The 19,793-nt window shown below is 70.6% G+C and carries 14 protein-coding genes and 2 pseudogenes; 4 read left to right on the top strand and 12 right to left on the bottom strand.

Annotated features, from left to right (window positions below; genetic code table 11):
• Window positions 1-368 precede the first annotated feature (368 nt).
• A complete protein-coding gene (locus tag ACIQ87_RS07055) occupies window positions 369-1,151 on the bottom strand; it encodes a maleylpyruvate isomerase N-terminal domain-containing protein (protein ID WP_402402758.1) in 783 nt (260 codons plus the stop codon).
• A 108-nt stretch (window positions 1,152-1,259) separates the two neighbouring features.
• Here ACIQ87_RS07055 and ACIQ87_RS07060 point away from each other — a divergent pair, with 108 nt between their 5' ends.
• Complete coding sequence (locus tag ACIQ87_RS07060; RefSeq protein WP_402402761.1) at window positions 1,260-1,709, top strand: hypothetical protein; 450 nt, start codon at window positions 1,260-1,262, stop codon at window positions 1,707-1,709.
• Between the two features lie 25 nt (window positions 1,710-1,734).
• On the opposite strand, the gene ACIQ87_RS07065 is transcribed toward ACIQ87_RS07060, so the two are convergent.
• The 3 genes from ACIQ87_RS07065 to ACIQ87_RS07075 are packed head-to-tail and all read right to left on the bottom strand — an operon-like array spanning window position 1,735 to window position 3,285.
• On the bottom strand, window positions 1,735-2,241 hold the full coding sequence (locus ACIQ87_RS07065) for a hypothetical protein (protein WP_402402763.1): 507 nt from the start codon (window positions 2,239-2,241) through the stop codon (window positions 1,735-1,737).
• Between the two features lie 40 nt (window positions 2,242-2,281).
• A complete protein-coding gene (locus tag ACIQ87_RS07070; RefSeq protein ID WP_402402766.1) occupies window positions 2,282-2,851 on the bottom strand; it encodes a hypothetical protein in 570 nt (189 codons plus the stop codon).
• Window positions 2,852-2,865: 14 nt separating this feature from the next.
• On the bottom strand, window positions 2,866-3,285 hold the full coding sequence (locus tag ACIQ87_RS07075) for an ATP-binding protein (protein WP_402402769.1): 420 nt from the start codon (window positions 3,283-3,285) through the stop codon (window positions 2,866-2,868).
• A 208-nt stretch (window positions 3,286-3,493) separates the two neighbouring features.
• Between ACIQ87_RS07075 and ACIQ87_RS07080 the strand changes: the two genes are divergently transcribed.
• Together ACIQ87_RS07080 and ACIQ87_RS07085 are read left to right on the top strand one after the other, a co-directional pair.
• The gene (locus ACIQ87_RS07080) at window positions 3,494-4,399 is read left to right on the top strand and encodes a Scr1 family TA system antitoxin-like transcriptional regulator (protein ID WP_402402772.1); all 906 of its coding nucleotides are present in this window, start codon (window positions 3,494-3,496) and stop codon (window positions 4,397-4,399) included.
• Window positions 4,353-4,499 carry a DUF397 domain-containing protein gene (locus ACIQ87_RS07085; RefSeq protein WP_402403345.1) on the top strand — a complete coding sequence of 49 codons (147 nt, stop codon included), beginning with the start codon at window positions 4,353-4,355 and terminating at the stop codon, window positions 4,497-4,499. Before ACIQ87_RS07080 ends, ACIQ87_RS07085 begins: the two co-directional genes overlap by 47 nt.
• Window positions 4,500-4,698: 199 nt before the next feature.
• Here the strand turns inward: ACIQ87_RS07085 and ACIQ87_RS07090 are convergent.
• Window positions 4,699-5,293, bottom strand: a pseudogene (locus tag ACIQ87_RS07090) (DUF4291 domain-containing protein).
• 186 nt (window positions 5,294-5,479) lie between these two features.
• A complete protein-coding gene (locus ACIQ87_RS07095; RefSeq protein WP_402402774.1) occupies window positions 5,480-6,016 on the bottom strand; it encodes a hypothetical protein in 537 nt (178 codons plus the stop codon).
• 637 nt (window positions 6,017-6,653) lie between these two features.
• On the opposite strand from ACIQ87_RS07095, the gene ACIQ87_RS07100 reads away from it, so the two are divergent.
• Entirely contained in the window at window positions 6,654-7,565 is a 912-nt protein-coding gene (locus ACIQ87_RS07100; protein WP_402402777.1) for a hypothetical protein, read from the top strand.
• Between the two features lie 134 nt (window positions 7,566-7,699).
• On the opposite strand, the gene ACIQ87_RS07105 is transcribed toward ACIQ87_RS07100, so the two are convergent.
• The 6 genes and pseudogenes from ACIQ87_RS07105 to ACIQ87_RS07130 all read right to left on the bottom strand — a co-directional run bounded on the left by ACIQ87_RS07105 (window position 7,700) and on the right by ACIQ87_RS07130 (window position 18,906).
• Entirely contained in the window at window positions 7,700-9,073 is a 1,374-nt protein-coding gene (locus ACIQ87_RS07105; protein ID WP_402402780.1) for a serine/threonine-protein kinase, read from the bottom strand.
• Between the two features lie 11 nt (window positions 9,074-9,084).
• Entirely contained in the window at window positions 9,085-9,864 is a 780-nt protein-coding gene (locus ACIQ87_RS07110; protein WP_402402782.1) for a serine/threonine protein kinase, read from the bottom strand.
• Between the two features lie 393 nt (window positions 9,865-10,257).
• Window positions 10,258-11,643, bottom strand: a complete 1,386-nt coding sequence (locus tag ACIQ87_RS07115) for a hypothetical protein (protein WP_402403348.1) — start codon at window positions 11,641-11,643, stop codon at window positions 10,258-10,260.
• 59 nt (window positions 11,644-11,702) lie between these two features.
• Window positions 11,703-13,133 (bottom strand): annotated as a pseudogene (locus tag ACIQ87_RS07120) (peptidoglycan DD-metalloendopeptidase family protein); the annotation flags it as partial.
• 178 nt (window positions 13,134-13,311) lie between these two features.
• Window positions 13,312-14,295 carry an alpha/beta hydrolase gene (locus ACIQ87_RS07125; protein WP_402402784.1) on the bottom strand — a complete coding sequence of 328 codons (984 nt, stop codon included), beginning with the start codon at window positions 14,293-14,295 and terminating at the stop codon, window positions 13,312-13,314.
• 300 nt (window positions 14,296-14,595) lie between these two features.
• The gene (locus ACIQ87_RS07130) at window positions 14,596-18,906 is read right to left on the bottom strand and encodes a LamG-like jellyroll fold domain-containing protein (RefSeq protein ID WP_402402787.1); all 4,311 of its coding nucleotides are present in this window, start codon (window positions 18,904-18,906) and stop codon (window positions 14,596-14,598) included.
• Window positions 18,907-19,793: the final 887 nt, after the last annotated feature.

The raw sequence follows: 19,793 nt of genomic DNA on the forward strand, positions 1-19,793 counted from the left end.
CGCCTGGCTCCACACCTACAATCACCACCGCGGACACACCGCACTCGCAGGCAAGCCACCCGCCAGCCGCGTCCCCAACCTCACGGGTCAGAACAACTAGGGCGCGTATTCGGTCGTGCTCAAGCGGCAGCCCTGCTGAGGTCCTTGATCCGGATCATCGCGCCGCGAAGGTGGAGGCCGGCGAGGTGACTCGTCGGGGTCTTGTCATAGCGTGTAGCTATGCCTCGCCAGGCCTTCAGCTTGTCGACCGCGGGCTGTCGGCGGCCTGACCCTCGGTCTACCGGATCAGGCCGCGCCGCGAGAGCGACGTCCCGGAATGATCACAACCACATACGCACCCTGGGTGCGCGGTCCCACTCCAGGCAGTCCTACTGCATGTCCCACCCCTCCAGCAGGTCGAAGAGGTGCCGGTCGCCTTCGAGCTTCAGGGAGTCCAGCGGGATGCGACCGTAGAAGGACAGGACCAGGTCGCTCGCCGTACCCCGGACGGAGACGTCGACCGACTCCGAGTCCTCGCCGGCGGCGGGGCCGGATTCGGGCAGACGGAAGGCCCGCGAACCGTCGGCGGAGAGCGCCTGGCGCCAGGAGCCGCCCCCGGTGACGTGATAGTCGACGACGGCGGGCTTGTGCGGCCAGGCGACCGTCGTGGTGCAGCAGGTGAACAGGAAGTCCTCGATACCGTCAAGCGCCACCTCCTCCGGCAGCGGCTCCGGGGCGCCCACGGTGAGCTGGGCGTCATAGGTGTGCATCGCGATCTCCTGGAGCTGGTGCCGGGCGACGGCGCCGCAGGTCCGCGGCGACTGCGACGCGCCCCACCACGTCCAGCAACCGCGCTCCGGGCCGGCCTCCCGCAACGCGTCCAGCATCTGCTGCGTCGACTCGGCCAGCCAGGCGAGCAGGGCCTCGCGCTCCTGCGGTGCGACCAGGCCCTCTCCCGCCGACTTGCCCGAGGCGTCCGGCCCGGCCGCGACCGTGGCGGCCCAGGCGCGACGCCCCTCGCCCAGGTGGTGCACCAGGTCGAGCAGCGTCCACTCGGGGCAGGTCGGCACCTGCACGTCGAGGCTGGGCGCGGAGGCGATCGCGGCCCGGAAGGCGGCCGACCGCTCGTCGATCAGGTGCAGCAGCTCAGGGAAGTTCAAGATCTTGGTCACCCGGGTTTTCTATCACCGTGCGGCGGAGACGCGACAGCGATTTTCGCGGGCCGGCCTCCACCTTCGCGGCGCGATGATCCGGATCAGGGACCTCACCAGAGCTGCCGCTTGATCACGACCGAATACTTGCCGCTGGCTTGTGAGGAGCTCGCCGAGCTCCGCTGGCACCTCGGGCTCGGCCACAAGCCGGAGGTGCTCCGCATCGTGCCCGAGTTCCCGCTCGGGTACATCGACGACGACGGCGAGCTCGTCATCGAGGACCGTCCCCAGCCCCTCCTGGGCGGCCACGGCGAGCCCTGGAAGATCGACGGTGCGCTCGTCTCGATCCTCCTCCGCCGGGAACGCACCCGGGGCGGCGCGTGGGGGCTGACCAGCAGGCAGGAGATCCACCCCGACCAGTTCGACATCACCGGTGAACTGCTCTGCTGGCTCGCGGCCAAGGCCGGCATGGGGCACCGGAAACTGGACGGGAGCATCCTCCTGGGATACACCCGGTTCTACGAAGAACACCGACTGGTGCCGCTGGTCGTGCGGAACGGCGTCGTCATCTGGCCGTAGTGGGCGTAGTGGGCGTAGTGGCCGATCAGCCGGCAGCGGACCCGTGCACGGCCTGTTCCCAGAGGTCGAGGCCGGCGCGCAGGAGTTCGCGCACGGCCGTGGTCTCCTCGCCCGTCCAGGCTTCCTCGCCGGCGGACGGGTCGAGGGCCTCGCCGCCGAAGAGCTTCTCGTAGGCGCTGTCGTGGACCGGCCCTTGGGTGGGAAGGGGCGGGCCGGCCTTCAGGCTGCGGGAGAGGTCCTCGAAGAAGTTCCACGCATCCAGCAACTCGACCGCCGGGGCCGGGCCGGGAAGGCCGGGATGCTCGACCCACCGCCGCACGACGGCCAGATCGAGCGTGCCCTCGCCCTCCGGAACGAGCTCCCAGCCGTTGCGGTCACAGCATTCCTGCAGCGGCCCGAGCCCGGGGAAGGCGAGGAGGCTGCCGAGCTCGTCGACGACGAACTCGTCGGGGGCATCGCCCTCTCCGGGGCGCCAGATCAGCGTCAGGTCGCTGCGCCGGGTGACGATGCGGTACGGGTAGTGCTTGGCCATGCGGGTCTCCCTGATGCCGTGGCGGCATGTGCCGCCGTGGTCATCCTGCCTGGGGCGACCGCCGCTTGGTGGCTTGGGTGCGGCAGTGGGTGAGGGCGTAGCGGATGCGGGGGTCGGGGTTGGGGGTGGTGGTGAGGAGTTCGCCGGCGGTGGTGAGGGTGGTCCAGTAGGTGGTGGGGTCGCCGGTGCGGGGCAGGGGGTGGGTGGCGGTGAGGGAGAGGTAGGCGGCGGTGAGGTTGCCGGTGGTGAACCAGCGCTGGAGGCCGTGTTGGTGGCCGGGGCGGATGCCGCCCATGGCGTCGATCGCGGTGAGGAAGAGGTCGACGACGGCGCGGCCGGTGGCGTCGAGGGCGACGGGGATGTCGAAGACGCCGAGGGCTTCGAGGAGTTCGCCGGTGTCGTTCTCGGTGTTGGGACGGGGGTCGGCGAGGAGGGCGTCGTGGCAGTCGGCGAGGCGGCGGGTGGTCTCGGCGTGGGGGATGTCGAGGGCCAGGCACACGGCCCGCGCGACGGGCAGGGGCTGGTGGCCGAGGCGGGCGAGGAGGGCGTAGGTGGCGGCGGGGGTGGCGCCACGGGAGAGGGTGTGACGGGCGAGGGTGGCGAGGTTCATGGGGGCTCGGGCTTTCAGACGGTGATGGCAGGAGCGATGAGGGCCCAGACGAACTTGCCGATCCCGTCCGGCCGGGTGGTGCTGCCCCAGCGTTCGGCGAGCCTGTTGACGAGGAACAGTCCGCGCCCGTGTTCGTCGTCCGGGGACGGCACGTGGAGGGCGGGGTACCCGGAGCCGGCGTCGTGGACTTCGAGTCGGAGGCGGGAGCTGACGAGCGAGAAGCGGACCTCGATGTGCCGGTCGTCGGGCACGTCCGAGTGCTGCACGGCGTTGGCGAACAACTCGCCCAGCAGCAGCTCGGCGGTGTCGCCGTAGCGCTCGCCCGAGGGCAGCCCGGAGAGGTAGGCCCGAAGCATGTACCGGGCCAGGGGCGTGGATTCGACGCGGGAATCGAGACGCGCGACGAACGCACGGGGGTGGCGGGAAGTGAGCATGGGGGCACCTCGAAGGGGGCGGAGGGGCGTGCACAGGGGGCGCGACTTGTGACGCTATGCATGCAGAAGACCGCGTTCCGGTGACAATCATCGAGGTGTCGGAGTTACGGTGGCGACCAAAACGATGTGTTGGGATCTGTGACACCTGAGGGGGAAACGCATGGCACATCGGCGCCTTGGGGTCGGGCCTACGGCGAGTCCGGCGGAGATGTTCGGCGAAGCGCTCCGCTTCGCGCGTGAGCGGGCCGGCTACACGCAGGAGGAGCTGGGCAAGCTGCTGCACCTCGACCGCACGGTGATCACCCGGTTCGAAGGCGGCCGAAAGTCGGTGGACCGGGAGACCGTGGAGAAGCTCGACGAGCTCTTGGCCATGGGGGGCATGCTGGTTCGGCTGTGGGACAGGGTGGACTGGCAGGCGGACATCGAAAGTCCGAACTGGTTCGAGCTGTTCACGGAGCTGGAAAGAGAGGCGTTGGCGATTCGGGTGCTTCAGTTCAATCGGATCAACGGCCTCTTGCAGTGCGAAGAGTACGTTCGGGCGATGATCAAGACCGGCAATGCACGCAACAACCCGAAGCGCTACGCCGAGTTGGTCGAGGCCCGATTGAAGCGACAGGCTCGCTATCTGGTCGCCGATGGGCCGACACTCATGGTTGTGCTGGATGAGAGCGCCATCCGCACGGTCATCGGTGGCCCTGCTGTGATGCGGCGCCAGATGGAGCACCTGCTTGCGGTGACCGAGCAGTCGAACATCGTCATCGAGGTGGCCCCCTTCGGCCGCCCGCAGGCGGTAACTCCATCGACATCCATGCTGCTGATGTTGATGCCGGACGGGACGGAGTGGGTTTACTCCGAGAGCCTGAACCGTGGGCACTTCAGTGACGCCCCGTCGGTTGTCGAGGCGTCCAGGCGTGACTTTGACCTGGCGCGTACCGGTGTACTCTCCCCGGGGGACTCGCGTTCCCTGATCGCCGATGCGATGGAGGAGTACCGTTTTGCCGAACAGCGACCTGAGGAACGCCGCCTGGCGCAAGAGCAGCTACAGCGGGGGCGACGGACTCGAGTGCATCGAGGCGGCCCTTGGCTTCCTCCCGGACGTCGTCCCGGTGCGTGACTCCAAGGATCCCCACGGCCCGGCGCTCGTCTTCCCAGTCGCCGCCTGGGGCTCCTTCATCGCCGCGATCCAGGCGGGCGATTTCCCGAGCGGGAACTGACGCCCCAGGTCGCCTTGGGCCTGCGACCGCCTTGGGACGACTCATCCTCGCACGGCGCCCCCGAACAGCCCCGAGGCCCCGCCGGACGCATCCGGCGGGGCCACGGGTTCGCTGCCCCTTCTCGGCTCCACGGCCGGCTCGGAGCCACCGATCCAACAACTCCGGGTGCCGCCCGTCGCGTTCTCGGTACCGTACCGGCTCAGCCGCCCAGGTGGGTCAGTAGCGTGCTGCCCGCCGGATACGGCCGTTCGTCGGGAAGCAGGCTCCGCGCGGCGTCCAGATCCCCGTCCCGCACATGGGCGTGGATCGTGTGCGCGAGCGCGGTGACGTCGTCGATCGCGACGATCCACTCGTCCGCGTACCGCCCAGCCGCCTCGCCGGCGAGGCCGAGCTGGAGCGACCGGTAGGCCAGCGGCTGGAGGTGCAGGTCCCGTTCGGGATCCCACTGCACCCGCGCCGGGGACCGCTTCAACTCGCGCTTCCAGGAAGTCCGGTCGGAGTGCAGCCCGTGTGCGTAGTGGGACAGGCAGCTGTTCTCCAGGGCCCATTCGAAGCCCTCGCGGGTGATCTCGATCGCGAGGACGGTCTCCTGTCCCTCCTTCCGCGCCCACCCCGCAGCGGTACATCATCCAGAGGAACGACGGCTTGATCCATGTCATCCGGTCCCTCTTCCACGCCGCCGGGAATCGACCGTCCCGCGCGGCGGGCAGGCCGATGTCCGGCCTGTACGCCTGGTAGACGGTCACCGTGGACGCCGTGTGGAGGGCGCGGATCTGCTGCTCGGGTTCTGACACGGTGATCAGGATCAAGGCCCGGCGAGCCTCGCGCCAGCGGATTTCCCTGGTCCGTCGAGGCCGGCGGAAGCCCCCGTTGTGGTTTCGTCCGCTTTCATGAAGTGGTTCTGGCCCGGATTCCACGGGAGTTGAGCCAGAACCAGTTCGTGTGGTTCCCGTGGTGCCACGTCGACGGTGCCGACCGGGTCACCCGACGACCGCGATGACCTGCGCGACGTATCCGACCGCCTGGACCGTCGAGTTGACCAGAGCGCCGATGTCGGCGTTCACCTTGCTGTTGCAGCTCGCGTTCCAGCCACCGCCCGAGGCCTGCCAAGCGTCACGGATGGACTGGTTGGTGCCGTTGCTGTTCCAATTGTAGTCCCGGGACCCCGATTCGAAGGTCCCGTGCATACGGCCGGCCGTCTGGAACACGAAGGCCGTGCCGTTGTTGAAGCGCACGACGCAGACACCGGCGAGGTTGTAGCTCGGCGCGCCCGAGTCGTGCATGTGGCCGGAGTAGTTGAACGACCCGCCGGGGAAGACGCTCAGTGAGTACCAGCCGCCGACCGGGACACCTCCACTGAAGGTCACGTTGTGGTTGATGACGACCTGCGTCGGCAGGATGGTCGGACTACTGGGTACGGATGCCGCTACCGCCGCGGTCGGGCCGGCGATGGTTCCCGCGGCCAGTAGGGCAGTTGCGAGGGCTGCGGCACCGCGGCGTTTGAGGATTCTTTCCATGACTCCGCCTCCTTCGAGCATCGGAGGGGTGTTGAACTTTCATCGGAGGAGCGTTGAACTTTTCACCGTTGAACAGCGGCATGTCACCACTGCGGGAACGACTGGCCGGTTTTTTTCCACCTGCCACCAGCCGCGTTGACCGGTACTCACACACGTGGCCTATGTGCCCACTCTAGTCAGACGATCGCCTCTTCGCGCGGCGGAGAACAGCTGGTGGGAGGTGTCGGTCGCGCTCGCCCGGCCCCGACTCCGCGCGGCCGTCCAACCCGACGGTCCTCTGACGGGTATCTTGACCGCACCGCTGGTCGGACGTGTGCCTCTGCTGACGGCTTGTCACTCGAAGCGGCGATTCCGGCGCGGAGCCGTTACGGGCGCGCCGGTCGGCCGCCGGGCGGACAAGAAGCCGACCGGAGTCCGACCGGAGTCCGAGCGGAGGCTGATCGCAGGCCGGTTGCAGGCCTTCCGGCGGCCAACCGCAGGCCGACCGGAGGCCGATCGGGGCGGCCCGAACCCCGGACGGCGCCCGATCGCTCGTTGACGGTTTCACCCGAAGGGACGACCGCGGACCGGCCGCCGGGTGGCTCCGACCGGTATAGGTGACGTGATCCATCGTTCGGAGACCACCTGCGAGGGGCCCATGACCGATCCGACCGACACGTCGTCAAGGACGGCAGCCGAGACGCCGCCCGCCGCCTACGCCCCCAGGGTGGCCCTGATCCGGGGCGCCATGGAGGTGGGGGAAACGGTTCTCGCCGCCCGCCTGGCCGAGGAGCTTCACCAGCACGTCGCCCTGGAGCGCGGCGCCACCCACCCGGAGGCGCTGCGCGCGCAGGAGGTGAGGGCGTACGTCGCGGCGGTCGGCGGGGACCCGGGCCTGGCGGCCGACCTGTTCACCGGGACCGCCACCGCGTGGGCCGACCAGGGGGCGTCCGAGCAGTGGGCGGCCTCGCGCAACGCGGATGTCTGCCGGCGCCGGGTGGAACTGCTGGAGTCCGAGCCCTCGGCGGGCGCCGGGCGCCCGCCCCTCTGCCCGTCCCCGGCCCGGGCGTTCGGGCGTGGCGCCGTCGTCGCTGTCGTGCTGGCGACGGCACTGCTCTCGGGGGCGGCGGACGCCGGCCCGCGGGCCTACCTCGGAACGGGCCCGCGACCGGCAGTCGACGACCAGCCGGTCGCCCCCGCCGTCGTGGGGGCCCTGAAGCACTCCGCGCCGTCGGCCTCCCCGGCGCCGGTCCCCGCGCCGCCCCCGCCGGAGCCGACGGCCGCGGAGCCCGTCCCCACGCCGGACGCCGCGCCCACCGACGAGCAGGAGACCCCGGCCGCCGAGCCGGGCGAAGACGGCGCCCGGCCGGGGCAGCGACCGCACTTCCCGGGTGCTCACCACCGACCGCGGCCCGCCCCCTCCGCCGGTCGGCCGCCCGGCCAGGCCACCACTGCCGAAACGGATCCCTGCGCCGCCGCCCGCGTCTACGGCGGCCAGTTCCTCGGCTCCCTCGTCGAGCTCTGCCAACGCGCCGCCGGAGCATCCGGCAGGCGGTCACCTACCCCCTGACCCCGTCCACCGGAGAGGGAGGTTCATCGCTCGGTGACGGCGGCGCAGTCGAGCCCGAGCACCGGGGCGCCCCCACGCAGCGGGGCGCCCCCAACGCCGGCCGGCCGACGGGCTGGCGGGCCGGACGGCGGCGCTCACGGGCAGCGGAGCAGGGCAGGGCGGTCCCTGGTGCGGACGGCGGGGAGCCAGGCGGTGGCGGAGGAGCCCGGCAGACGGATGCGGTACCAGAGCGTGGACGTGAGGTCCTCCTCGTTGATGACGGGGAGGCCGGTGGGCAGTTGGCAGTCGGCGTCGAGGGTGTCGTCGTGCCAGACCCGCACGGGGACGACGTTGTCGGCGGTGTAGGGGCGCAGGGGGTCGACGGCGAGGCCGAGGCTGCACTGGGGGTCGCGGTCGGTGCGGTCCTGGCAGCCGCGTTCGGCGTTGAAGACCCGCACGTGGGCGGGTTGTCCGGACGGCCCCGGGTGCGGCCACAGGGCGGTGACGGTGGCGGCGACCGTGGCACAGGAGACCAGGGCCAGCAGGGCGGTGCGCGGTCGGGGACGCGGGTACGGGCGGCGGGGGCGGCGCGGGCGCCGGTCGGGGCGGTGGGCGCGGATGCGGCCGAGGAGGCTCTCCGCGGTGTGCGGGGCCCGGTCGGCGTGGGTGGGGGCGAGGCAGTCGGCGGCCAGGTCGCGCCAGAACGGGGGGACGGCCGCGGCCAGCCGCAGGGCGGCGCGGCCTTCCGCGTACTGCTGGGCGGCGGCGCAGCGGGCGGTGGGGGTGGTGCCGGGGAACGGTCGGCCGCCGGCGGCGAAGACCTCGTGGATCACGATGCCGAGCGCCCAGATGTCGGCGGTGGTACGGACCTTGACGCCGTGTTCGCCGAGCGGCTCCCGCCAGCGCTCCGGCGGGAGGTAGTCGGGGGTGCCCATCGGGGCGCCGTGGCCGTGGGTGCCGGTGAGTTCGATGGCGAGGCCGAAGTCGGAGAGCCGGACCTCGCCGTCGGAGCCGATGAGGACGTTCTCCGGTTTCAGGTCGGTGTGGACCCAGCCGGAGCGGTGCAGGTGGGCCAGGCCCTCGCAGATGCCGGTGACGATCCGGGCGCCCTCGGCCTCGTCGACGCCGGTGGCGAGCAGGTCGCGCAGGGTGCACCGGGCGCGTTCCATGACCAGGACGATCGCGCCGTCGAGCGAGGGCTGATCGGGGGCGGCCAGGACGAGGGTGTCGAGCAGCCGTACCAGCCGGGGGTGCGGGGCGGTGCGGGCCAACTCGGTTTCGCGCCGGGCGGCTTCGGCGACCTGGCGGGCCTGGCGGGGGGCGAGTCCGGCGGTCGGCAGCACCTTGAGGGCGACGGTGTCATCGGGCTTGTCGTTCGCTCCGTCGTCCCCGCGGTCGGTCCGGTGGGCGGCGTACACCGTGGCCCAGGCGCCCTCGCCGATCGGCCCGGTGACGGTCCACTCGCCGACCCGGTGGCCGGCCGGCAGCAGTTCCTCGCTGTCCACGGGGAAGGCCGGGTCCTGCAGCATCGCCGCCCTCCCTACCGTCCGGGCCGGCCGGGTCCGGGTCCGGGGCCGGGACCAGGGCCCGGCAGGAGCGCGAGGTGTTCCTCGCGGACGATGCCGAACTTCAGGGCGATCCCCACGACGGCCTCACGCTTGCCACCGCGGCGGTCCGCGCGGTCGCCGTCCGGCAGGTCGATGCGGAGCTTCTCGTCGGCGAGGTAGTCGAGGTGCGAGCTGACCGCGCGGGCGGTGAGCCGGGCGCAGGCGGGGTGGCCGTGCAGCCGTGCGACCACCTGCGGGGTGGTGGGAACGGCGGCGGGGGAGTGGTCGCGCAGCCACGGCTCGCAGAGCGCGACCAGGACCAGGAAGTAGGTGGCGGTCTCGTCCAGCGAGTACGCCGTCATGGTGCGGCTCTCCCGGGAGCCGCCGCGGGTGTCCGGGTCCAGATAGACGTGGTCGGGTGCGAACACCTGGAAGGACAGCGGGGTGTCCCGCCGGGAGGGCAGCACCACGCGGGAGAACTCGAAGGGGATCGGCGCGCCGACCCGCCGGGGCGGCACCCGCAGGTACTCGCCGGCGCCCTCCGGGTTCTCCACCAGGTAGGCGTGGGTGTTGCTGAGATTGCTCAACTGCCAGTGGTCGTCGGTGGCGTGGATCTCACCGGCCAGCCGGGAGACCGACTCGTCACCGAGCCGCAGCTCCACCGGGGTGTGGGCGGAGCCGCGGCCGAAGCGCGCCCGCTCTCCCGGGCCGAGCCGTAGGGTCACCGGGGCGTCGCCGTTCCCCGCCGGCAGGTGGACGACAATCCCGCTCACCGCTGCCCCGTCCCGCGCACCGCGCCTCCGTCCCCGCGCACCGCTGCCCGTGCCGCGCCGGCTCAGGCCGGACGGACGAACGGTACCTCTTCGCGTACGACAATAAACCGGAGCCGCACGCTACTTGACAAGGTGGCAGCGGAGTGCACGGGTGTTCGGTCAGGGCATCGGCGCGCCGGAGGTCAGGGCATCGGCATCCCGGTGGTCAGGCCATCGGCGCCCCTGCGGTCAGGCCATCGGCGCCCCCGCGGTCAGGGCATCGGCGCCCCGGACTCGGCGGATGCCACTGGCGGGCGGAACGGCCCGCGAGCGGGAGCACGAGTGCTCCCGCTCCGGCCGCCCGCAGCAGGCCGCGCCTGCTGGTCGGGTGCATCGCTGTGCTCCAGGGCGTCGTCAGGGGACGGCGGGTCCGGGGGTGGTGTTCAGCCAGGCCCAGTCGGACCAGGTGGAGAACCCGGTCTGCCAGCGGTGGTGGACCCCGTCGGTGTTGGACCCGAACACCTCGATCCGGCCGTCCGCGTTGCCCGCCGCGGCGATCTCGGTGCCGCCGGTGCCGAAGGTGTCCCACTGGCCGTACGGCGCGTTGACGCCGGTCTGCCAGATGTGCTGCGCCGTACTGCCGTTGATCGCGAAGACCTCCACCCTGCCGTCCGGCGAACGCTCACTGGTCAGCTGGGAGTCGGCGGGGCCGCCGGTGGGGTCCCAGCCGGACCAACTGGTCGGGTTGGTCTGGTACTTGTGGTAGACGCCGGCGGGGCCTGAGGCGAAGACTTCGAGGCGTCCGTCCTGGTTGTGGCTGACGGTGAGGTCGTGGCCGCCGGTGCCGAAGTCCTCCCAGGGGGACCAGGCGCCGTTGACGCTGGTCTGCCACTGGTGCTGGAAGGTGGTGCCGTTGAGGGCGAAGACTTCGAGGCGTCCGTCGGGCGCCTTGCCGAGTTCGATCTCGCTGTTGGCGGGGCCTCCACCCGTGGGGTCCCAGCCGGACCAGCCGCCGTTGGGTGCCGTCTGGTACTTGTGGTAGACGCCGGCGGGCCCGGAGGCGAAGACTTCGAGGCGTCCGTCCTGGTTGGAGCCGACGGCGATGTCGTGGCCTCCGGTGCCGAAGTCCTCCCAGCCGGACCAGGCGCCGGAGGGCTGGAGTTGGTAACGGTGCTGCAGGGTGCTGCCGTTGATGGCGAACACCTCCAACCTGCCGTCCGCGTCGGACCCGACCGCCAGCTCCGCGCCGCCCGGTCCGCCGAGGTTCTCCCACTCGGACCAGCCGCCGTTGATCGCGGTCTGCCAGGCGTGGGAGACGCCGTTCGCCCCGGCCGCGAAGACTTCGAGGCGTCCGTCCGCCGACCGCGCCGAGACCACTCGTCCGGACTCCGCCGGATACACCACGGGCGCCGGACCGGGTTCGTGGTGGCCGAGCCGGTCCACGGCCGCCCGCGCCGCGTCCATGTACCGCTGGTGCGCGCCCGCGGCGTAGGTCGACCACTGGTGCCAGTCGATGCCCTGGTTGGAGATGCGGTAGGCCGCATTGGCGTTGCACTGGGCGTCGTAGGCGCAGGCGTCCGTGACCTCGCTGTGCCAGTAGTCGTTGATCTCCCACAGACCGCGGTCGGTGGACTGCGGGCTGTTGCCCTGGACGTTGGACGCCAGCGGGTTGCAGCTCGACTCGGCCATGCCGACGGCGATCGCGGTCACCAGGGCGTCGCCGCGGAAGCCCGCGGTGTAGCCGACCTCGGCGCACAGGTCGATGCCGGTGGCGGCGGGCGCGGGCGTGGCGCCGACCATCAGGCCTGCTGCCACGCCCAGCGAGGTGAGCGCGGACAGCAGGGGGAGGTGCGCTCTGGTCACCGGGTGACTCCTCGACTGACGGCGGGTCCGGGGGTGGTGTTCAGCCAGGCCCAGTCGGACCAGGTGGAGAAGCCGGTCTGCCACTTGTGGTGGACGCCGTCGGTGTTGGAGGCGAAGACCTCGATCCGGCCGTCGGCGTTGGTGGCGGCGGCGATCTCGGTGCCGCCGGTGCCGAAGGTGTCCCACTGGCCGTACGGGGCGTTGAGGCCGGTCTGCCAGATGTGCTGCGCCGTACTGCCGTTGATGGCGAACACCTCGACTCGGCCGTCCGCGGTCTGTCGGCTGGTGAGCCGGGAGTCGGCGGGGCCGCCGGTGGGGTCCCAGCCGGACCAACCGGTGGGGTTGGTCTGGTACTTGTGGTAGACGCCGGCGGGTCCTGAGGCGAGGACTTCGAGGCGTCCGTCCTGGTTGTGGCTGACGGTGAGGTCGTGGCCGCCGGTGCCGAAGTCCTCCCAGGAGGACCAGGCGCCGTTGACGCTGGTCTGCCACTGGTGCTGGAAGGTGGTGCCGTTGAGGGCGAAGACTTCGAGGCGGCCGTCGGGGGCCTTGCCGAGTTCGATCCCGCTGTTGGCGGGGCCTGCGCCGGCGGGGCCACCGCCGGTGGGGTCCCAGCCGGACCAGCCGCCGTTGGGTGCCGTCTGGTACTTGTGGTAGACGCCGGCGGGCCCGGAGGCGAAGACTTCGAGGCGTCCGTCCTGGTTGGAGCCGACGGCGATGTCGTGGCCGCCGGTGCCGAAGTCCTCCCAGCCGGACCAGGCACCGGAGGGCTGGAGCTGGTAACGGTGCTGCAGGGTGCTGCCGTTGATGGCGAACACCTCCAACCTGCCGTCCGCGTCGGATCCGACCGCCAGCTCCGCGCCGCCCGGTCCGCCGAGGTTCTCCCACTCGGACCAGCCGCCGTTGATCGCGGTCTGCCAGGCGTGGGAGACGCCGTTCGCCCCGGCCGCGAAGACTTCGAGGCGTCCGTCCGCCGACCGCGCCGAGACCACCCGCCCGGACTCCGCCGGATACACCAGCGGGGCGGGGCTCGGGCCGCTTCCGGGAACGCAGGGCACGGTGACACCGCGCTCCGTGAGGTACGGCTCGGGGTCGGTGCGCACGGACGCGTCCGGGTCGGCCCAGACCCGCAGGTGCAGGTGCGGGCCGGTGGCCTCGCCCTCGCTGCCCATCAGCGCGATCTGCTGGCCGGCCGTCACGTGGTCGCCGGCGGCCACGTCCCGCTCGTACATGTGCCCGTACTCGGTGATGGTCCCGTCCGGGTGCAGGATCCGGATCCACTGGCCGTAGCCCTGGGCCGTACCGGAGATCAGCACCTGGCCGTCGCCGACCGCGTAGATCGGGGTGCCGTAGTCGTTGGCGATGTCGATGCCGTTGTGCCCCGCGGAGTAGTGCTGGGAGACCTGACCACGGGCCGGGCAGGCCGCCGCGAACCCGGCGGCCGTGGCGGCCCGGGCGACAGCGGCCGTGGCGGGGCGGACACGGCGGGAGCCGCCACGGCGGAGGCTGTCGGCGCGGCGGAGGCTGCCGGCGCGGTGACCGGCAGCAACAGGGCGGCGACCGCGACCAGGGCAGGCCGCGAGAAGCGGGAGATCATCGGAGCGCCCCTCACGCCTTGCGGAGCCGGTCGATGATGCCGTCGATGTCGCGCCGGAACATGTAGTCGCGGATGAAGTGTCCGCCCGGCTCCTCGTGGGCCTCGTACGGGATGCCCGCGCCGTCCAGCAGGGCGCGGAACTCCCGCTGGCCGGCCAGCACCGCGGTCTCGTTGAAGGTGTCGAAGGGGTTGGTCGGGTCGGGGCTGGTCCCGGCCACCAGGAAGATCCGCTTGTTGCGGTAGCTCTCCAGGCGCTCGACCGGGTTGTCGGCGGTGACCCTCGCCTGGTCCCACAGCGGCGCGCCGTAGATGGTGCCGCCGGCCAGGTCCTTGACGGCGGCGGACACGTTGGCCCAGTGCACGACCGCGCCGTTGTCGCGGCGCAGGCTGGCCGGGCCGGAGTGGGCGCTGACCGAGGCGAAGTGGCCCCAGTACTTGGCGGCGTACTTCAGGGCGCCGAAGCCGCCCATGGAGAAGCCGGCCACGGCGCGGCCGTCGTACTCGGCGTAGGTACGGAAGTTGGCGTCGACCCAGGGGATCAGCTGGTTGATGTGGAAGGACTCCCAGTTGCGGGGGCCGACGTTGGTGCTGACCGGGTTGGAGTACCAGCCGGCCTGCCCGCCGTCGGGCATCACGACGATCAGCGGCTTGCCGACGGTCCAGTCGCGGACGCCCTGGTGGTCGAACTCGATGAAGTCCTGGAGGCCGCCGTGCAGCAGGTAGAGCACGGGGTAGGTGCGGCCGCTGGTGTGATAGTCGTCGGGGAGCAGCACGTTGACGGCCGGGTCCCAGCCGATCTCGGCGGTGTGGAAGCGGTAGTACCACATCCGGGCGTCGCCCTCGTTGCGGTCGGTGATGTGCAGCCCGAAGCCGTCGTCGGCCGCACGCGCCGCCGAGGCCGTCGCGAGGACGCTCGCGCCGCCGAGCGCCAGCGCGGCGCCGAGCCCGCCGGCGGCCTTCAGGACGTTCCTGCGGGTGGGGTGGTTCGCGGTCACCGTGACCTCCAGAAGGCGCGCGTGACGGCGGCCCGTCCGGACCGCCGGATGTCCGACGGTTCGGACGGTAGCCACCCGCCGCGACGCACGGAACCCGGAACCATACGGACTGACAACGACGGCGCCGGGCACGGAAACTGATGCGTTCCCGCCGGTGCTCGGTCGGGTCTCGTCGACGGCTGCGGACGGCCCTTCCTCGGGTGCCTGCCGAACACTTGGAAGGTGGTGTCGATGGGTGGCAAACGAGGAACGGGGTCCGAGGGCTTGCCCTCGGACCCCGTTCCTCGCACCGGGTGTGGATCAGCCGTTCAGGTGCGCACGCGCGAACCACTTCTGGTTGCCGTCGGCCGAGCAGGTCCAAACGATCACGCGGGTGCCGTTGGTCGTGATGCCGTGGGGAATGTCGATGCAGAGGCCGGACTGGACGTTCCGGATGGTCCCGTCATAACTGCGGATCCACTGCTGACCTTCGCCGTCCTTGGAGGCACTGCCGCTCGTGGCGTCGCACGGGCGAAGGACGACAGGCGTGCCGCTCGTGCCGGCGTTGTCCTTGGTGCCGAGGCACTTGCCGGCGCTGGTGATGGTGCGGTCGTCGTTGAAGGTGAAGTGCTGGTTGGCATCGTTCCCACAGTCCTGAACCGCGATCTCTCCGCCACCTCCCCAGTTGTTCAGGCAGGTCGCCGTGCGCTGCAGGCTGTGGATCTGGACGCTGGAGTTGCTGGTGGCGAGGTTGTTGGCCTGTTGCTCGGTGAGCGGATACGGGTACATCCGTACGTCGCTGACCGACCCGTCGAAGGCGGGACTCGCGGGGGAGGAATTGGTGATCTGGGCGCCGATGGAGAGGGGGCCGGACGTGGTCCAGGTGCTGGGGTTGACGGTGCTGCCGACGGCTTGGCCGTTGACGTAGAGGGTCATGGTCTTGTCGCCGGAGCTGTAGACACCGATCAGGTGTGTCCAGACACCGACCTGTGGTGCGCTGGTCGAGTCCCAGGCGGCGTAGTAGGCGTTGGTGTTGGCGTTGTCCTCGCCGGGCGCGACGAAGGCCCAGCGGCCGTAGGCCTTGGAGTACTGGAGGTAGAAGGGACTGTGCTGGTTGCCCACGAGGGTCGCGACGGTCTGGTAGCCGTTCGTGTTGTTGATCTTGACCCAGGCGGCAATGCTGTAACTCTGCCGGGTGTCGATGTTCGGGCTCTGCGAGGTCCGGTAGTAGCCGCCGTTCAGGGCGATGGCACCGTTCGGGACGCCGTTGTGGTCCGCGACCGCTGTCGGGCTCCCGGTCGTCACGAGGGGATTGGAAGCGGAGCTGTCGACAGTGGTGTTGGCGGGCTTGTTGTCGAGGGCGTACCAGACCGGGCTGACCTTGGTGTCGGCGACGGTGACCGGGCCGGCCTCCCAATCGATCCCGGGCGCGGAGGGGGTGCCGGTGCGGTGGCCCCACCAGATCTGGATCTGGCCGTTGGCACTGCGCCCCCACAGGGCGGGCGCACCGTTGCCGGTGAGGTCCCCGTCGGAGCCGAGGACGGGAAAGTCGTTCGGTTGGACGAAGCCCAGGTAGGAGTTGGTGTCGATGCCGACGAGCGTGGGAACGCTGATGGGCTGGCCGGTGACCGGGTCCAGAACGGGCTCGCCGTCGACGGTCGGTGCGTAGACCCCTGTGGTGAACGTGTAGCCCCTGAGCTCGCCGGTGGTCATGTTGCGTGACCACAAGCCGGGGTGCCCCTGGTTGGCCCAGTCCCCGGGGCTGAGCAGTTCCATGTTCTTCCAACCGGTCGCACTGAGGCGCACCGGTGCGCCGAAGCCCGTGTCTCGGGTCGGGTAGTACCAGAGTGCGGCGTCGGCACCGTTCGCGGTCGTCTCGGTGGTGAGCAGTCCCGCTTCGTTGCGGAACTGGAGCTTGTAGTCGAGGTCGGAATGGATCGGGTCGCCGACTGAGGCGAGGCGAACGACGGTCGACCAGTTGGTGCTGTAGCCGTCGCAGTAGTGGGAGTCGCTCGCCGGGGTTTCGCAGGCGGGTTTGTTGAGGAGTTGCTTGGTGTCGAAGCGGCCGGTGTAGTGGGTGTTGCCCGGGTTGCCGTAGTACCAGAGCTTCGTGTCGCCCTTGGCGTGGACGATCAGGTCGTCGACGTTCTTGCCACCGGTGAGCGCGCCGCGGTGGGTGAACTGGATGTCGGTCTTCCAGTCTCCGTCTTTCACAGGGGAGTAGGACTTCAACGCGGCGACCGAAACGGCCGGGCTCTTGGCCAGCGGGTTGCCGGGCACGCTGTAGGCCTGGAGGTTGCCGGCCTGGTCGGCTGTGAGGATGTCGGGGGCGCCGTCGCCGGTGATGTCCCCGAACACCGGGGGCGGGCCGGCCGGGTTCCACGGAACGTGGAAGGCGTAGGACTGGATCGGCGACTGGTTCCCGGCGTTGTCCATGACCTGCATGAAGAGGATGTTGGTGCCCCAGCTGCCGGGTCGTACGGAGACGCCGCCCTGCGGCAGGGACGCTCCGCACTGCCAGGTGCTGCCCGCCAGTTGAGGATCCCAGCCCCATCGTGCACAGGCGACCCCCGACGGCGATCCACCGTTGGGCGCCGGGTCGACCGCGCTGAACGGGACGACGCCCGAGTCGCCGAGGCGCTTCTTGCTCGTCTGCCCGTTGCCGGCCGGCGGGAACTGCTCGGCGAGAGCGTTGTCGGGAAGCTGGTCGTTGAGTGTGGGGAGGCTCAGCCGCGGCGGAGTGGCGTCCACCGCGAACCGGCAGTCGGGCGTGGAAGCGGAGAGGCCTACGAGCATGTCGCCGGCCATGATGCTGTAGCCGTACGCGTGACCGTCCTGGATGACGTTGCTCGGTACGACGAACGCCGCGTTGCTGCCGTTGGTGACGAGGTCGGAGAAGCCTTCCGCGACGTTGGGAGATCCAGGGAGGTTGTAGTCCCAGATGTGCGACCAGGAGTACAGCTGGCCCTGCACCGGGCTCGAGACGGTGGCGTTGAGGGTGACAGCCCCCTGCGCCAGGGCGCTTGAGTTCAGCCAGCCCCATGGGGCGCCCGCGCACCCCTGGGTGACCTGACTCGGGTCCATCGTCTTCGGATCCGGGTAGACGTACTGGTTGGTGGGGGTGTCGGGGGTGCGGTCGTAGGTGACGCTGAGGCTCGCGCCGTAGTCGAAGCGCTTGAACGCGTAGATGTTGTTCTCGTCCGAGGCCTGCAATCCGACGGTCAGGACGTTGTTGGCCGGGATGTACTGCTTGAGGCCGTCGAGGTTCCAGTAGGGGACATCGACGTTGTCATGGCAGGGGTTGCGCCCGGACCCAGCGACCTGGGTCGAGTCGAGTCGTCCGCCGACCGGCTCCGGCTTGTTGTTCCACACGGTGCCGGAGTTGATCTGGCGGTCGACGAGGTAGACGTCGACACCGTAGGTCTTGTTGCAGTCCCAGTCGGCGGAGTTGTACTCCCAGAAGTCCAGGCGGACGTTCTTGATGATGGCTCCGCGCAGGTCGCTGGTGTCGAACTGGAAGTACGAGCGCATGAGGTCGGAGGGGTTGCAGCTGGGCGCACTGGGATACACGCCGCACCTGCCGACGCCCAGGTGGTCGCTGTCGTTGGATCCGTTGACGTTGTAGTGGGGTGTGTTCGGGTACTTCGACTGGACGTAGGTCGAGCCGTTGCTTCCGCGCGACCACGGAATCCAGTCCGGGTCGATGAAGTACGGCGCCGTGCCGGTGGAGAGGACCTCTTGATCGGTCGCCAGATCGATGCCGGTGCTGGAGACGCTGACCGGCATGGTCGAGACCTTGGCTCCGGCGCCGGGGCCGTCGGGGCTGCTGGAGGCGGGAGCTGCGGGTTTGCCGGAGGCGTCGGCGGAGGCCGTCGGCGCGGGTGCGGGCGTACCGGACGTGGGCGTCGGCTGCGCCGCCTGTGCCAGGGCCTTGACGGCCGTCGTGGGAGCCGGAGTCGGTACGGGCGGGGTGTTGACGGGTGCCGCGGGGGTGCTGTCCCACATGCGGGGCGCCGGGGCGCTCCAGCGCGGTACGCCGTCGGCACCGGTCGCGGTGACGTTGTGGTCGGCGTCCGACGTGAGGGAGACGCCGTCGGTGCTCGTGCCGAAGTGGAGGTTCTTCAGCGCCGGGTTGGCGGCCGCCTGGGCGGTCTTGACGACGACTACCGTGCGCACACTGCCGTTCTTGCCGACGCTGACCCTGAGATCCGTGTCGGGTCCGATCACGCCGGGGTAGAGCAGGGAGTTGCCCTCGACGCGCGGTGCGGGCAGGTCGAACGGCGCGCTCAGGGAGAGCCTCTTGCCATCCGGGCTGGTCATGGTGGCCAGGGGGCCGTTCCCGCCGGCGGAGAGCGTGACACCCGACGGGACGGCCTTGGGGGAGTACGTGCCGTCCGCGTGCGCGGACAGGGTGGCGTCCAGTGTCCGCCAGGTCCCGTCGGCCTTGAGCCGTTGCTGGTCGGGGTGTCGGACCTGCCGGAGATGCCCTTCCGGAGTGGCGAGCGTCTCGGTGAACTCCGTCGTCAATCGTTCGATCGGGACGTCCTTGCCGGTGGCCTTGGCCTGGGTGAACGCGCTGTCGTCCGGAAGCTGGGGGCGCTCCTTGCGATGAGCGGCATCAGCCGCGTCCATCACGTCGGTGTTCGGTATGCCACCGGTGCTCTGGCCGGCAAAGGCCACAGGCGACGTGACCCCGACGGTGAGCACCGTGGCGGCGAGGGCTGACAGCAAGCGGAGCCGACTCTGCGGGTGGCCTCCGCGTCTGAGTGGTGGAGCAGATGGAGTTTTGGGCATGCCGAAGCGCTCCCGGAAGTGACGAGGGTGCGGTCACCGCCGGGTATCGGGCGGATACACACAGGACACGCACAACCTGACTGATCATCAAGTGATCCGTCAACTGACAATCGGCGCGAATGCCCGGTTTGCTGATGTCGGCGGCCTTTGCCAAGCGAGGTGATCTAGATCACTTCATTTTAATCGAATCTTCATCTCGACTGACATGTCGACAAGTCCGTAGAGTCGCCGACGTTTTCATGGCCGTCCCTGTGTCTGCGAACTGACATCGGGACTCATCTGGGGGGGTTGGGTGTTACTTCCTCGTGTCCGCTCTGTGCGTAGACACGCTGTCATCGCGACTGGCCGTTCACGGGTCGCACTGTTGAGCACCTTGACAGTGGTCGCGGCGTTACTGACCCCGGTCGCCGGGCCCGCGTTCGGCGCCACGGTCGACAAGGGCAAGGTCTGGTCCCCGCCGACCACGCCGTTGCCGAGGACTGCCTCGGTCTCCGGCAAGGATGCGGCTCCTCCGAACCCGGTGGCTCCGCCCACGGGCACTCCGGACTGGGTGCCGCCGAAGTCGCCGGCCGCTGCGCAGCGTGGCAGCGCCACTGTGGACCTGTCCGCACGCCAGGCCACCGAGGCCCGGGCGGCATCCGGAGGCTCGGATGCGGCGGTGCCCGTTCAGGCGCCCGCAGGCGCGTCGCAGCGGGCCGGGACGTTGCCGGTCTGGCTCGCCCCGG

The sequence above is a fragment of the Kitasatospora sp. NPDC096204 genome (assembly GCF_044763205.1).
In the GTDB taxonomy this organism is placed as follows: Bacteria; Actinomycetota; Actinomycetes; order Streptomycetales; family Streptomycetaceae; genus Kitasatospora.